Origin of the sequence: Streptomyces sp. NBC_01334 (genome assembly GCF_035983595.1) — a bacterium.
In the GTDB taxonomy this organism is placed as follows: Bacteria; Actinomycetota; Actinomycetes; order Streptomycetales; family Streptomycetaceae; genus Streptomyces; species Streptomyces coriariae.
Genome location: NZ_CP130718.1, coordinates 4088163 through 4102832 on the forward strand (window position 1 = coordinate 4088163; position 14670 = coordinate 4102832).

The 14670-nt window shown below is 66.9% G+C and carries 8 protein-coding genes and 3 rRNA genes; 6 read left to right on the forward strand and 5 right to left on the reverse strand.

Annotation, left to right across the window (positions count from 1 at the left end; all coding sequences use genetic code 11):
- Position 1 precedes the first annotated feature (1 nt).
- A complete protein-coding gene (mtrA, locus tag OG736_RS18215) occupies positions 2–691 on the reverse strand; it encodes a two-component system response regulator MtrA (RefSeq protein ID WP_187282414.1) in 690 nt (229 codons plus the stop codon).
- 161 nt (positions 692–852) lie between these two features.
- Between mtrA and OG736_RS18220 the strand changes: the two genes are divergently transcribed.
- Positions 853–1725 carry a GNAT family N-acetyltransferase gene (locus tag OG736_RS18220; RefSeq protein ID WP_442817048.1) on the forward strand — a complete coding sequence of 291 codons (873 nt, stop codon included), beginning with the start codon at positions 853–855 and terminating at the stop codon, positions 1723–1725.
- 83 nt (positions 1726–1808) lie between these two features.
- On the opposite strand, the gene mtnA is transcribed toward OG736_RS18220, so the two are convergent.
- Positions 1809–2960: an S-methyl-5-thioribose-1-phosphate isomerase gene (gene mtnA, locus OG736_RS18225; protein WP_327183386.1), complete on the reverse strand. Its 1152-nt coding sequence runs from the start codon at positions 2958–2960 to the stop codon at positions 1809–1811.
- Between the two features lie 140 nt (positions 2961–3100).
- On the opposite strand from mtnA, the gene OG736_RS18230 reads away from it, so the two are divergent.
- Genes OG736_RS18230 through OG736_RS18250 form a run of 5 tightly spaced genes read left to right on the forward strand, consistent with a single transcriptional unit; the run spans position 3101 to position 8840 of the window.
- Complete coding sequence (locus tag OG736_RS18230; RefSeq protein WP_327183387.1) at positions 3101–4495, forward strand: DUF7847 domain-containing protein; 1395 nt, start codon at positions 3101–3103, stop codon at positions 4493–4495.
- A 4-nt stretch (positions 4496–4499) separates the two neighbouring features.
- Positions 4500–5348 carry a DUF4129 domain-containing protein gene (locus tag OG736_RS18235; protein WP_442817049.1) on the forward strand — a complete coding sequence of 283 codons (849 nt, stop codon included), beginning with the start codon at positions 4500–4502 and terminating at the stop codon, positions 5346–5348.
- Positions 5345–6541, forward strand: coding sequence for a DUF4350 domain-containing protein (locus tag OG736_RS18240; protein WP_327183388.1), 1197 nt, complete (start codon positions 5345–5347; stop codon positions 6539–6541). Before OG736_RS18235 ends, OG736_RS18240 begins: the two co-directional genes overlap by 4 nt.
- On the forward strand, positions 6541–7530 hold the full coding sequence (locus OG736_RS18245; protein ID WP_327183389.1) for an AAA family ATPase: 990 nt from the start codon (positions 6541–6543) through the stop codon (positions 7528–7530). Before OG736_RS18240 ends, OG736_RS18245 begins: the two co-directional genes overlap by 1 nt.
- Positions 7530–8840, forward strand: coding sequence for a DUF58 domain-containing protein (locus OG736_RS18250; protein WP_327183390.1), 1311 nt, complete (start codon positions 7530–7532; stop codon positions 8838–8840). Before OG736_RS18245 ends, OG736_RS18250 begins: the two co-directional genes overlap by 1 nt.
- 108 nt (positions 8841–8948) lie before the next feature.
- Here OG736_RS18250 and rrf read toward each other — a convergent pair.
- The 3 genes from rrf to OG736_RS18265 all read right to left on the reverse strand — a co-directional run bounded on the left by rrf (position 8949) and on the right by OG736_RS18265 (position 14119).
- Positions 8949–9065 (reverse strand): 5S ribosomal RNA (gene rrf / locus OG736_RS18255).
- Positions 9066–9156: 91 nt separating this feature from the next.
- Positions 9157–12279: ribosomal RNA gene (locus OG736_RS18260) — 23S ribosomal RNA — on the reverse strand.
- A gap of 314 nt (positions 12280–12593) precedes the next feature.
- Positions 12594–14119, reverse strand: a 16S ribosomal RNA gene (locus tag OG736_RS18265).
- The 16S, 23S and 5S rRNA genes sit together here, the layout of an rRNA operon.
- Between the last annotated feature and the right edge of the window lie 551 nt (positions 14120–14670).

Genomic DNA, 14670 nt, shown 5'->3' on the forward strand with positions numbered 1-14670 from the left:
GTCAGCTCGGTCCTGCCTTGTATCCGACACCACGGACGGTCACCACGATCTCCGGCCGCTCGGGGTCCTTCTCGACCTTGGAGCGCAGCCGCTGTACGTGCACGTTCACCAGGCGGGTGTCGGCGGCGTGCCGGTAGCCCCACACCTGCTCGAGGAGGACCTCGCGGGTGAACACCTGCCAGGGCTTGCGCGCCAGCGCGACCAGCAGGTCGAACTCCAGCGGCGTCAGCGCGATCGACTGCCCTTCCCGCTTCACGGAGTGACCGGCCACGTCGATGACGAGGTCGCCGATGGTGAGCTGTTCCGGCGCCGGCTCCTCGGACCTCCGCAGCCGGGCCCGGATCCGGGCGACCAGCTCCTTCGGCTTGAACGGCTTCACGATGTAGTCGTCGGCGCCGGACTCCAGTCCGACGACGACGTCGACGGTGTCGCTCTTCGCCGTGAGCATCACGATCGGCACTCCGGACTCCGCCCTGATCAGGCGGCACACCTCGATGCCGTCCCGGCCGGGCAGCATCAGGTCCAGCAGCACCAGGTCGGGCTTCGCCTCACGGAAAGCGGCCAGCGCCTTGTCACCGTCGGCCACGAAAGACGGCTCAAAACCTTCACCACGCAGCACAATGCCGAGCATCTCGGCCAGTGCGGTGTCGTCGTCGACGACAAGGACTCGTCCCTTCATAAACGACATCATCCCATTCTCATAACAGTGAAGGTGGCGCAGGTGAGAAGGCTCACCGGCCAGTGACGATAGTCGTACGGGGCGGTCACTGTCTGCCCCGGTCCTCCGTCGCCGGTGCCGGCAGCGGTCCTGGCGGGAAATATCCGTGCGACGCGGCCCCGTCGGGTGGTGGGATGCGCCGCATGAGCGACCCGCTGCGCGACCGCATCGAGCGGTACTACGCCACCGTGCCCCTTCTGTTCGCCGACGCCGAGGACTTCGGCCCCCTGCGCCTGTTCGTACGGAAGGAGCCCGGCGCCCCGTACTACGGCGGCCCGAGCCACGCCCAGCCCACCGGTGCGGCCTCCGTGGGCGCCGCCGACATCGCCCGGGTGCGTGCCCGGCAGCGTGAGCTCGGTGTGCCGGAGGCGTTCGAATGGCTGGCCGAGTCTGCACCGGCGCTGGGGGCCCGGATCGAGGCCGCCGGCCTCCTGGTGCTGCGACGGCCGCTGATGGTGCTGCCGCCCCACCACTCGCTGCCTCCGCAGCCCCTGCCGGACGGCGTGACACTGCGCGCGCTGACCGCGGACGACCCCGCCCTGCCCGCGGCCCTCGCCCTCCCGCACCTGGCCTTCGCCAAGGAGCACCCCACGGCGGAGCCCGGCCCCACGGCGGGCCCGTCGGACCGGGACCGGGCGGAGCTGTCGAGGCTGGCCGAGGCGCTCACCGGGGACGGCACGGTGGCCGCGGTCCGCCCCACGATCCGCGCGGGGCACAAGACCCTCGTCGCCGCCCTCGCCCCGGACGGCACCCCCCTGGCCACCGGCCACTACCACCCGGCGAACGCCACCACGGAGATCGGCGGAGTCGGCACCCTTCCCTCCGCCCGCCGCCAGGGACTGGCCGCCGCCGTGACCGCGGGCCTGGTCGCCCATGCCCGCTCTCACAGCGTCGAGACGATCTTCCTCGCCTACGCGGAGGAGACCGTCGCCCGCATCTACGCCCGTCTCGGCTTCCGCCCCGCGGGCACCACCCTCCTGATCGCCGACCAGCCCGCCCGCTCGTAAGCCCGAGCGGGCGGCCAAGGCGGCCGACCGACGGGTGATCGACGGCAGACCGACGGTCGACCCGACGGACGATCGACGGGCGATCAGAGAGCCGCTCCCGCCCCTCCCCGGCGCGCCCTGCCACACAGCTCGGCAAGCGCGTCGGCTGTCACCGGCGAGGCCACGCCCTCCTCCGTGACGATCGCCGTCACCAGCTCGGGCGGCGTCACGTCGAACGCAGGGTTGTACGCCTGGGTCCCCAGCGGCGCCACCGGAATACCCCCACCCGCTCCGGTCACCGGCGCCTGGGCCGCCATGGCCTCCGTCACCTCGAACCCGGGGCGCTGCTCCACCTCGATGGACGCCCCGTCCGGCGTCTCCAGGTCCACCGTCGTCACCGGCGCCACCACGATGAACGGCACATGGTGGTACCGCGCCAGCACCGCGAGCGGGTAGCTCCCCACCTTGTTCGCCACCGATCCGTCGGCCGCGATGCGATCAGCCCCGATCAGCACCGCGTCCACCTCCCCCGCGGCGAACAGCGAGCCTGCCGCGTTGTCCGTCAGCAGGGTGTACGCCATGCCGTTGCGGGCCGCTTCGTACGCCGTGAGGCGGGCGCCCTGGAGCAGCGGACGCGTCTCGTCCACCCACAGCCGGCGAAGCCGGCCCACCCGGTGCGCCGCGAGTGCCACCGCGAACGCCGTCCCCTCGCCGCCCGACACCAGCGCACCGGTGTTGCAGTGCGTGAGGACACGATGCCCGCCGCCCGGCAGCAGCTCGTCGAGGAGCGTCAGCCCGTGCCCGGCCATCCGGACGCTGGCTTCGGCGTCCTCCCTGTGGAGCTGCCGCGCGGCCGCCAGCGCGGCCTGCGCGCCCTGCGCCGGATCGCCGCCGTCGGCGAGCTCCGCCCGGTACGCCGCGCGGGCCCGGCGCACACCGACGGACAGGTTCACCGCGGTGGGGCGGGCGCCCGCGAGCGCGTTCGCTGCCTCGTCCACGTCGAACCCGCGCGCGGCGGCGAGCGCGACACCGTACGCCCCGGCGATCCCGAGCAACGGCGCCCCGCGCACGGCCAGTGAACGGATCGCCTCGACCAGCGCGGACGCGTCCGTACACACCAGTTCGACTTCCTCGGCCGGCAGTCTCGTCTGGTCGAGAAGGACCAGCACGGGACCTTCCGGCAGCTCCTCCCAACGGATTGCAGGAATCTCGGCCGGCCGCTTGTCCTCGCCGGAATGCGCGTACTGATCAGCCATGCGGTCAGTCTGCCCCCGATCCGGCGGACAATTGAAGGTGTGCAGCCCGTACCGCGGCCGGTCAACCGATGAGCACCCCATGGCACGATGGCTCCCAACCTGCCGCCGCGACCGCGGACGGGCACCGTGAAGGAGCGACGATGAAAGACACTCCGGGCTGGGCCTCGCCCGGATCCGCCCCGTCCGACGGACAGGAGCCCGGCGCGTCCCACCCCGCCGAGCCCACGGACCGCCCCGCCGGCGCCCAGCCCGCGGACCAGCCGGACGCGAACCCGCAGGGCCCCGGCACGAAGTGGTCCAAGGAACAGCCGCCGCCCGGCCCCGGCCAGTGGTCCGCGCCCGCGGGCGCCCCGAACCCGGGCCGCAACGCGGGCCAGACGCCGCCGCCCCCACCGCCTCCGCCGCCCGGCCCCGGCTGGGGCACCTACCCGCCCCCCGGACCCGGCGGCGCATACCCCGGCGGCCCCGCGGGCCCCGGACAGGGCGGCTACGGCGGATACGGCGCTCCCGGCGGCTGGGGTGCCGGCTGGGGCGGCCCCCCGCCCGCGGCGAAGCCCGGCGTGATCCCGCTGCGCCCGCTCGCGGTGGGCGAGATCCTCGACGGCGCCGTCGCCACGATGCGCACCTACTGGCGCACCGTCCTGGGCATCTCGCTGACCGTCGCCGTCATCACCCAGGTCTTCGTCGTCCTGTTGCAGGGCCTCATCCTGGACGCCACCACGGACACGAACGCGCTCGGCGACCCGAGCGCCACCGCCGACGAGCAGCTCAGCGCCATGGGCGACGCCATGCGCGCCTCCGGCCCCGTCCTCGTCATCACCCTCATCGGCACCATCACGGCGACCGCCCTGCTCACCGCCGTCACCAGCCGGGCCGTGCTCGGCAAACCGGTCACCCTCGGCGAGGCCTGGCGCGACGCCCGCCCCCAGGTGCTCAAGCTGTTCGGCCTGATCTTCCTGCTGATGCTCGTCGCCGCCGCCATCGTCCTCGTATGCCTGCTGCCGGGCATCCTCGTGAGCGCCGCCGGAAACTCCGACGCGGGGGCCGCGCTCAAGGCCTTCGGCATCCTCGGGTCGGTCGTCCTGGTGCTGTGGCTGCTGATCCGCCTCTCCCTGGCCTCGCCCGCGCTGATGCTGGAGAAGCAGAGCATCAAGAAGGCGCTCGGCCGTTCCGCGAAGCTCACCCGCGGCTCCTGGTGGCGGGTCTTCGGCATCCAGCTGCTCGCCCTGATCATCGCGAACGTCGTCGCGACGATCGTCGTCGTCCCGTTCGCCCTCCTCGGTGCCGCCGTGAGCGACGGGGGCATCAGCGGCATGGTCGACGCGAGCAGCGACTACGGCTGGACCTACCTGATCATCAGCGGCATCGGTTCGGTCATCGGCTCCATGATCACCTTCCCGATCTCGGCGGGGGTCACCGTGCTCCTCTACGTCGACCAGCGCATCCGTCGCGAGGCCCTCGACCTCGACCTGGCCCGCGCCGCGGGCGTCCAGGACTACGGCACCTCCGTCCCCCGCACGACCCCCGGGGGTTGATGCGGTGAGCCTGGCGGGGGGAGTTCTCACAGCGGCACCGCTCCCGGGCACCCTGCCCGTACGGGTACTGCTGCCCGGCGTCGACGACACCGCCCCGGCGGCCCTGCCCGGCGTCGCCGGCAGGGCCGTGGCAGCCCTGCTGCGGGCGGGTGACGGCGCCGTGCTGTCCCTGTCCGCCCGCTCGGACGACGAGCCGCCGCTCACCGTCCCGCGCGACCCCGCGCGGGAGGCGGCCCGCCGTGAACTGTCCAAGGACCTGTACCACCAGAACGACCCCAGCCTGTTCCAGCGCGCCCTGGACACCCTCTGGGACTGGATCGGCGACCTGTTCGACACCGCCTCGACCGCCACCCCCGGCGGCACGCTCGGCCTGGTGGTCGTCCTCCTGGCCGTGGCAGCCGTCGTGGGCGCCCTGTGGTGGCGCCTGGGCTCCCCGCGCCGCCGGCCCACATCCGCCTCCGCCCTCTTCGACGACCGTCCCCGCAGCGCCGCCGAACACCGCGCCGCCGCCGAGGCACACGCCGCCCAGGGCCACTGGAACCAGGCCGTCCAGGAACGCATGCGCGCCATCGTCCGCTCCCTCGAGGAACGCGCCCTCCTCGACACCCGCCCCGGCCGCACGGCCGACGAGGCCGCCGCCGACGCCGGCCGCACCCTGCCCGCCCACACCGACCGACTCCGCGCCGCCGCCCGCGACTTCGACGACGTGACATACGGCGGCCGCCGCGCCACCCAGCAGTCGTACGGACGCATGGCCGAACTCGACCTCGACCTGGAACGCACCAAGCCCCAGCTGACGGCGAGCAGCACCCACACCGCGGCCCACCCCGCCCGCCGGGGAGCCGCCGGATGACGACCGAGGCCACACTCCCGTCCACCTCGGCCTCGCCCACCGCCCTCCGGCTGTGGACCCGCGCGCGAGGCGTCACGCTCGCACTCGTACTGCTCCTGGCGGGGGCCGTCACACTCGCCGCGCTCCAGTCCGACGCCCGCCACGGCGCCCTCGACCCACGCTCCGCCGACCCCTACGGCAGCCGCGCCACAGCCGAACTCCTCGCCGACCGCGGCGTGTCCACCCGCGTCGTCACCACCCTCGCCGAGGCCCGCACCGCGGCGCGCCCCGACACCACGCTCCTGGTCGCCGCCCCGGACCTCCTGGCGGAACGTCAACAGCAAGACCTGCACTCGGCGATCGCCGGCTCGGGCGGCCGTACCGTCCTCGTCGCCCCCAGCGGCTGGTCCGTGGGAACCCTCGCCCCCGGCGTGACCGCGGACCCCGCCAACAGCCGCGGCTCCGCGCTCTCCCCCGACTGCGCGCTGCCCGCCGCCCGCCGCGCCGGCACCGCGGAGACCGGCGGCATCCGCTACACCACCCGCCACCTCGACGCCGACAAGTGCTACCCCAGCGAACGCCTGGCCACCCTGCTGCGCATCCCGGACACCTCCGGCGACGGCGACACCGTGGTCATCGGCGCGCCCGACATCCTCTACAACAACCGCCTCGACGAACAGGGCAACGCCTCGCTCGCCCTCCAACTCCTCGGCTCCCGCAGCCATCTGGTCTGGTACCTCCCCTCGCTCTCCGACACCTCAGCCACCGAGCAGGACGACGAAAAGGGCTTCTTCGACCTGCTCCCCTCCGGCTGGCTCTGGGGCACACTCCAACTGTTCGTCGCGGCAGCCCTCGCCGCCCTCTGGCGGGCACGCCGACTCGGCCCCCTGGTGCCCGAGAGACTCCCCGTGGCGATCCGCGCCTCCGAAACCGTCGAAGGCCGCGCCCGCCTCTACCGCAAAGCCAACGCCCGCGACCGCGCGGCCGCCGCTCTTCGCTCCACCACCCGCACCCGCCTCGCCCCTCTCCTGGGCGTCCCCGTCACCCAGGCGCACGCGCCCGAGGCACTCGTCCCCGCCCTGTCCGCCCACCTCCACGGCGACGGACAGTCCCTGCACTCCCTCCTCTTCGGCCCACCGCCAGGCGACGACGCGGCCCTGATCGCGCTCGCCGACCAACTCGACGCCCTCGAAAGAGAGGTACGCCGTCCATGATGGACCCGACCACTGACAACGCCGGGAACACCGGGGACCCGGGCCGCGCCCGCGCCTCCCTGGAGGCCCTGCGGGCCGAGATCTCCAAGGCCGTGGTCGGCCAGGACCCCGCCGTGACAGGCCTTGTCGTCGCCCTCCTCTGCCGCGGACACGTTCTCCTCGAAGGAGTCCCCGGAGTGGCCAAGACGCTGCTGGTCCGCGCCCTCGCCTCCGCACTCGAACTCGACACCAAGCGCGTGCAGTTCACCCCCGACCTCATGCCCAGCGACATCACCGGCTCCCTCGTCTACGACACCCGCACCGCCGAGTTCTCCTTCCAGCCCGGCCCGGTCTTCACCAACCTCCTCCTCGCCGACGAGATCAACCGCACCCCGCCGAAAACCCAGTCGTCCCTCCTCGAGGCCATGGAGGAACGCCAGGTCACGGTCGACGGCACCCCGCGCCTGCTCCCCGACCCGTTCCTGGTCGCGGCGACCCAGAACCCCGTCGAGTACGAGGGCACCTACCCCCTCCCCGAAGCCCAACTGGACCGCTTCCTCCTCAAACTGACGATCCCGCTCCCCTCCCGCCAGGAGGAGATCGACGTCCTCACCCGCCACGCCGACGGCTTCAACCCGCGCGACCTGCACGCCGCCGGCGTACGCCCCGTCGCAGGACCGGCCGACCTCGAAGCGGCCCGCGCCGCAGTCGCCAAGACAAAGATCTCCCCCGAGATCACCGCCTACGTCGTCGACATCTGCCGCGCCACCCGCGAATCCCCGTCCCTCACCCTGGGCGTCTCCCCCCGGGGCGCGACCGCCCTCCTCGCCACCGCCCGCGCATGGGCCTGGCTCACCGGCCGCGACTACGTCATCCCCGACGACGTCAAAGCCCTCGCCCTCCCCACCCTCCGCCACCGCGTGCAACTCCGCCCGGAAGCCGAGATGGAAGGCGTGACGGCCGACTCCGTCATCAACGCGATCCTCACCCACGTCCCCGTACCCCGCTGATGGCGCTCACCGGACGCACCGCACTCCTCGCGGCCCTCGGTTCCCTCCCCGTCGGCATCTGGGACGCCGGCTGGACGGGCATCCTCGCCGTCAACGCCCCCCTGGCCCTGGCCTGCGCCTGCGACTTCGCCCTGGCCGCCCCGGTACGCCGACTGGGCCTGACCCGCTCCGGCGACACCTCCGCCCGCCTCGGCGACCCGGCGGACATCACCCTCACCGTCACCAACCCGTCCCGCCGCCCCCTGCGCGCCCACCTCCGCGACGCCTGGCCCCCGAGCAGCTGGCAACCAGGAACAGAGACGGAGGCCTCCCGCCACCACCTGACGGTCCCGCCCGGCGAACGCCGCCGCATCACCACCCGCCTACGCCCCACCCGCCGCGGCGACCATCAGACCGACCGCGTCACGATCCGCTCCTACGGCCCCCTCGGCCTCTTCTCCCGCCAAGGCACCCACAAGGTCCCCTGGACCGTACGCGTCCTCCCGCCGTTCACCAGCCGCAAGCACCTCCCGTCGAAACTGGCCCGCCTACGTGAACTGGACGGCCGCACCAGCGTCCTCACCCGCGGCGAAGGCACAGAATTCGACAGCCTGCGCGAATACGTTCCCGGCGACGACACCCGCTCCATCGACTGGCGCGCCACCGCCCGCCATTCGTCGGTCGCGGTCCGCACCTGGCGCCCCGAGCGCGACCGCCACATCCTCCTCGTCCTGGACACCGGCCGCACCTCCGCAGGCCGCGTCGGCAATGCTCCCCGCCTCGACGCCTCCATGGACGCGGCACTGCTCCTCGCCGCCCTCGCATCCCGCGCCGGCGACCGAGTCGACCTCCTCGCCTACGACCGCCGAGTACGCGCCCTGGTCCAGGGCCGAACAGCGCGCGACGTTCTCCCGTCCCTGGTCAACGCCATGGCCACCCTCGAACCCGAACTGGTCGAGACGAACGCCCGCGGCCTCACCGCCACAGCCCTCCGCACGGCCCCCCGACGCTCCCTCATCGTCCTCATGACCACGCTGGACGCCGCCCCGGTCGAGGAAGGCCTCCTCCCCGTCCTCCCGCAGCTCACCCAGCGCCATACGGTCCTGGTGGCGTCGGTCGCCGACCCCCACATCGCCCGAATGGCCGCTTCCCGCGGCAACACCGAAGCGGTGTACGAGGCAGCAGCGGCAGCCCAGGCCCAGACAGAACGTCATCGCACAGCCGACCAACTCCGCCGGCACGGCGTCACCGTCGTCGACGCAACACCGGACCAGTTGCCCCCCGCACTCGCGGACGCCTACCTGGCACTCAAGGCAGCGGGACGCCTATAAAAAACAAACGGGCTCTCCCGAAAGTTTGAAGGAGAGCCCGCAAAACAATCATGCCCTGAACGCAGAAAACCCCCGCACCGTGAGGTGCGGGGGTTTCCCGTAATATTTGTTCGGCGGTGTCCTACTCTCCCACAGGGTCCCCCCTGCAGTACCATCGGCGCTGTAAGGCTTAGCTTCCGGGTTCGGAATGTAACCGGGCGTTTCCCTCACGCTATGACCACCGAAACACTATGAAACACATGCAGCCGCACCATGCCGTGACCATGACATGGGGCCGTTCGTGGTTTCAGAACCAACACAGTGGACGCGAGCAACTGAGGACAAGCCCTCGGCCTATTAGTACCAGTCAGCTTCACCCATTACTGGGCTTCCACATCCGGCCTATCAACCCAGTCGTCTACTGGGAGCCTTAACCCCTCAAGGGGGTGGGAATACTCATCTCGAAGCAGGCTTCCCGCTTAGATGCTTTCAGCGGTTATCCCTCCCGAACGTAGCCAACCAGCCATGCCCTTGGCAGAACAACTGGCACACCAGAGGTTCGTCCGTCCCGGTCCTCTCGTACTAGGGACAGCCCTTCTCAATATTCCTGCGCGCGCAGCGGATAGGGACCGAACTGTCTCACGACGTTCTAAACCCAGCTCGCGTACCGCTTTAATGGGCGAACAGCCCAACCCTTGGGACCGACTCCAGCCCCAGGATGCGACGAGCCGACATCGAGGTGCCAAACCATCCCGTCGATATGGACTCTTGGGGAAGATCAGCCTGTTATCCCCGGGGTACCTTTTATCCGTTGAGCGACGGCGCTTCCACAAGCCACCGCCGGATCACTAGTCCCGACTTTCGTCCCTGCTCGACCCGTCGGTCTCACAGTCAAGCTCCCTTGTGCACTTACACTCAACACCTGATTGCCAACCAGGCTGAGGGAACCTTTGGGCGCCTCCGTTACTCTTTAGGAGGCAACCGCCCCAGTTAAACTACCCATCAGACACTGTCCCTGATCCGGATCACGGACCCAGGTTAGACATCCAGCACGACCAGAGTGGTATTTCAACGGCGACTCCACAACCACTGGCGTGGCTGCTTCAAAGTCTCCCACCTATCCTACACAAGCCGAACCGAACACCAATATCAAACTGTAGTAAAGGTCCCGGGGTCTTTCCGTCCTGCTGCGCGAAACGAGCATCTTTACTCGTAGTGCAATTTCACCGGGCCTATGGTTGAGACAGTCGAGAAGTCGTTACGCCATTCGTGCAGGTCGGAACTTACCCGACAAGGAATTTCGCTACCTTAGGATGGTTATAGTTACCACCGCCGTTTACTGGCGCTTAAGTTCTCAGCTTCGCCAAGACGAATCTTGACTAACCGGTCCCCTTAACGTTCCAGCACCGGGCAGGCGTCAGTCCGTATACATCGCCTTACGGCTTCGCACGGACCTGTGTTTTTAGTAAACAGTCGCTTCTCGCTGGTCTCTGCGGCCACCCCCAGCTCGAGCAGCAAGTGCTCTCACCAGACGTGGCCCCCCTTCTCCCGAAGTTACGGGGGCATTTTGCCGAGTTCCTTAACCATAGTTCACCCGAACGCCTCGGTATTCTCTACCTGACCACCTGAGTCGGTTTAGGGTACGGGCCGCCATGAAACTCGCTAGAGGCTTTTCTCGACAGCATAGGATCATCCACTTCGCCACAATCGGCTCGGCATCAGGTCTCAGACTATGTGAACGGCGGATTTGCCTACCGTTCGTCCTACACCCTTACCCCGGGACAACCACCGCCCGGGATGGACTACCTTCCTGCGTCACCCCATCACTCACCTACTGCAAGTCTGGTTCGTCGGCTCCACCACTTTCCTTTCCCCGAAGGGTCCGGAACGGCTTCACGGACTTAGCATCGCCTGGTTCGATGTTTGACGCTTCACAGCGGGTACCGGAATATCAACCGGTTATCCATCGACTACGCCTGTCGGCCTCGCCTTAGGTCCCGACTTACCCTGGGCAGATCAGCTTGACCCAGGAACCCTTAGTCAATCGGCGCACACGTTTCTCACGTGTGTATCGCTACTCATGCCTGCATTCTCACTCGTGAACCGTCCACAACTACCTTCCGGTGCTGCTTCACCCGGCACACGACGCTCCCCTACCCATCCATACAGGCGTTGGCCCTGTTGTATGAATGACACGACTTCGGCGGTACGCTTGAGCCCCGCTACATTGTCGGCGCGGAATCACTAGACCAGTGAGCTATTACGCACTCTTTCAAGGGTGGCTGCTTCTAAGCCAACCTCCTGGTTGTCTGTGCGACTCCACATCCTTTCCCACTTAGCGTACGCTTAGGGGCCTTAGTCGATGCTCTGGGCTGTTTCCCTCTCGACCATGGAGCTTATCCCCCACAGTCTCACTGCCGCGCTCTCACTTACCGGCATTCGGAGTTTGGCTAAGGTCAGTAACCCGGTAGGGCCCATCGCCTATCCAGTGCTCTACCTCCGGCAAGAAACACACGACGCTGCACCTAAATGCATTTCGGGGAGAACCAGCTATCACGGAGTTTGATTGGCCTTTCACCCCTAACCACAGGTCATCCCCCAGGTTTTCAACCCTGGTGGGTTCGGTCCTCCACGAAGTCTTACCTCCGCTTCAACCTGCCCATGGCTAGATCACTCCGCTTCGGGTCTTGAGCGTGCTACTGAAACGCCCTATTCGGACTCGCTTTCGCTACGGCTTCCCCACTCGGGTTAACCTCGCAACACACCGCAAACTCGCAGGCTCATTCTTCAAAAGGCACGCAGTCACGACGCACCGAGTAAACTCGATGCGCGACGCTCCCACGGCTTGTAGGCACACGGTTTCAGGTACTATTTCACTCCGCTCCCGCGGTACTTTTCACCATTCCCTCACGGTACTATCCGCTATCGGTCACCAGGGAATATTTAGGCTTAGCGGGTGGTCCCGCCAGATTCACACGGGATTTCTCGGGCCCCGTGCTACTTGGGTGTCTCTCAAACGAGCCGTTGACGTTTCGACTACGGGGGTCTTACCCTCTACGCCGGACCTTTCGCATGTCCTTCGCCTACATCAACGGTTTCTGACTCGTCTCACAGCCGGCAGACTGTGAAAGAGAGATCCCACAACCCCGTACACGCAACCCCTGCCGGGTCTCACACGTATACGGTTTGGCCTCATCCGGTTTCGCTCGCCACTACTCCCGGAATCACGGTTGTTTTCTCTTCCTGCGGGTACTGAGATGTTTCACTTCCCCGCGTTCCCTCCACACTGCCTATGTGTTCAGCAGCGGGTGACAGCCCATGACGACTGCCGGGTTTCCCCATTCGGAAACCCCCGGATCAAAGCCTGGTTGACGACTCCCCGGGGACTATCGTGGCCTCCCACGTCCTTCATCGGTTCCTGGTGCCAAGGCATCCACCGTGCGCCCTTAAAAACTTGGCCACAGATGCTCGCGTCCACTGTGCAGTTCTCAAACAACGACCAGCCACCCATCACCCCGAACCCTTAACGGATCCGAGTGCACTGGGGCCGGCACTGAAGGCAGCCATACGGCCATACCCTCAGACACCCAACAGCGTGCCCGGCCGACTCCCGTCCGAAGATCATGCTTTCCACGCTCTTACGAGCAGTACTTGCAGCCTCCGACCCGGAAACCCGGCCGAATAATCAACGTTCCACCCATGAGCAACCAGCATCGGACGTACGCCGATGTACTGGCCTCTGACCGAGCAAGCCCGGCAAGAAGTGCTCCTTAGAAAGGAGGTGATCCAGCCGCACCTTCCGGTACGGCTACCTTGTTACGACTTCGTCCCAATCGCCAGTCCCACCTTCGACAGCTCCCTCCCACAAGGGGTTGGGCCACCGGCTTCGGGTGTTACCGACTTTCGTGACGTGACGGGCGGTGTGTACAAGGCCCGGGAACGTATTCACCGCAGCAATGCTGATCTGCGATTACTAGCAACTCCGACTTCATGGGGTCGAGTTGCAGACCCCAATCCGAACTGAGACCGGCTTTTTGAGATTCGCTCCACCTCACGGTTTCGCAGCTCTTTGTACCGGCCATTGTAGCACGTGTGCAGCCCAAGACATAAGGGGCATGATGACTTGACGTCGTCCCCACCTTCCTCCGAGTTGACCCCGGCAGTCTCCTGTGAGTCCCCATCACCCCGAAGGGCATGCTGGCAACACAGAACAAGGGTTGCGCTCGTTGCGGGACTTAACCCAACATCTCACGACACGAGCTGACGACAGCCATGCACCACCTGTACACCGACCACAAGGGGGCGCCTGTCTCCAGACGTTTCCGGTGTATGTCAAGCCTTGGTAAGGTTCTTCGCGTTGCGTCGAATTAAGCCACATGCTCCGCTGCTTGTGCGGGCCCCCGTCAATTCCTTTGAGTTTTAGCCTTGCGGCCGTACTCCCCAGGCGGGGAACTTAATGCGTTAGCTGCGGCACCGACGACGTGGAATGTCGCCAACACCTAGTTCCCACCGTTTACGGCGTGGACTACCAGGGTATCTAATCCTGTTCGCTCCCCACGCTTTCGCTCCTCAGCGTCAGTAATGGCCCAGAGATCCGCCTTCGCCACCGGTGTTCCTCCTGATATCTGCGCATTTCACCGCTACACCAGGAATTCCGATCTCCCCTACCACACTCTAGTCTGCCCGTATCGAATGCAGACCCGGGGTTAAGCCCCGGGCTTTCACATCCGACGCGACAGACCGCCTACGAGCTCTTTACGCCCAATAATTCCGGACAACGCTTGCGCCCTACGTATTACCGCGGCTGCTGGCACGTAGTTAGCCGGCGCTTCTTCTGCAGGTACCGTCACTTTCGCTTCTTCCCTGCTGAAAGAGGTTTACAACCCGAAGGCCGTCATCCCTCACGCGGCGTCGCTGCATCAGGCTTTCGCCCATTGTGCAATATTCCCCACTGCTGCCTCCCGTAGGAGTCTGGGCCGTGTCTCAGTCCCAGTGTGGCCGGTCGCCCTCTCAGGCCGGCTACCCGTCGTCGCCTTGGTGAGCCATTACCTCACCAACAAGCTGATAGGCCGCGGGCTCATCCTTCACCGCCGGAGCTTTTAACCCCCACCCATGCGAGTGGAAGTATTATCCGGTATTAGACCCCGTTTCCAGGGCTTGTCCCAGAGTGAAGGGCAGATTGCCCACGTGTTACTCACCCGTTCGCCACTAATCCCCACCGAAGTGGTTCATCGTTCGACTTGCATGTGTTAAGCACGCCGCCAGCGTTCGTCCTGAGCCAGGATCAAACTCTCCGTGAATGTTTACCGGTAATCCGGTCGACACCACGAGAGCGGAACAGCCAGGCGGAATAAGCCCGGCCGTTCACAGCGTCCTCGCTGTGTTTTGTTTCAAAGGAACCTCATCCTCGGCTATCACTGCCGGGGACGGGGTATCAACATATCTGGCGTTGATTTTTGGCACGCTGTTGAGTTCTCAAGGAACGGACGCTTCCTTTGTACTCACCCGAGAGACTCTCTCAGGCTTTCCTCCGGGCGCTTCCCTTCGGTCTTGCGTTTCCGACTCTATCAGATCTTTTCTCGACCCGATTTCCTCGGCGCTTTCCAGGTTCCCGCTTTTGTTTCGCGGTTTCCTTTCCGGCGGTTCCGACTTTATCAGAAGTTCCTGGCCGTTCTGACCGGCCATTCGTTTTCCGACTTATCGGGGGTGCCTCTGCGGAATCATGGATTCAAGAGGCTGATAGATACTAACCGCTGCCGACCGGACTCTGTCCAGTTCCAGGCAACTGTTCGAATCTACCTCCCCACGCGCTCCGTGTCAACGGCTTTTGTGGGGCGAAGAGGAGACTAGC

What these genes read in the sequence shown, in the direction of transcription:
- mtrA (WP_187282414.1), bottom strand. Translation starts at nt 691, where the DNA reads ATGATGTCGTTTATGAAGGGACGAGTCCTTGTCGTCGACGACGACACC.
- OG736_RS18220 (WP_442817048.1), top strand. Translation starts at nt 853, where the DNA reads ATGCGCCGCATGAGCGACCCGCTGCGCGACCGCATCGAGCGGTACTAC.
- mtnA (WP_327183386.1), bottom strand. Translation starts at nt 2,960, where the DNA reads ATGGCTGATCAGTACGCGCATTCCGGCGAGGACAAGCGGCCGGCCGAG.
- OG736_RS18230 (WP_327183387.1), top strand. Translation starts at nt 3,101, where the DNA reads ATGAAAGACACTCCGGGCTGGGCCTCGCCCGGATCCGCCCCGTCCGAC.
- OG736_RS18240 (WP_327183388.1), top strand. Translation starts at nt 5,345, where the DNA reads ATGACGACCGAGGCCACACTCCCGTCCACCTCGGCCTCGCCCACCGCC.
- OG736_RS18245 (WP_327183389.1), top strand. Translation starts at nt 6,541, where the DNA reads ATGGACCCGACCACTGACAACGCCGGGAACACCGGGGACCCGGGCCGC.
- OG736_RS18250 (WP_327183390.1), top strand. Translation starts at nt 7,530, where the DNA reads ATGGCGCTCACCGGACGCACCGCACTCCTCGCGGCCCTCGGTTCCCTC.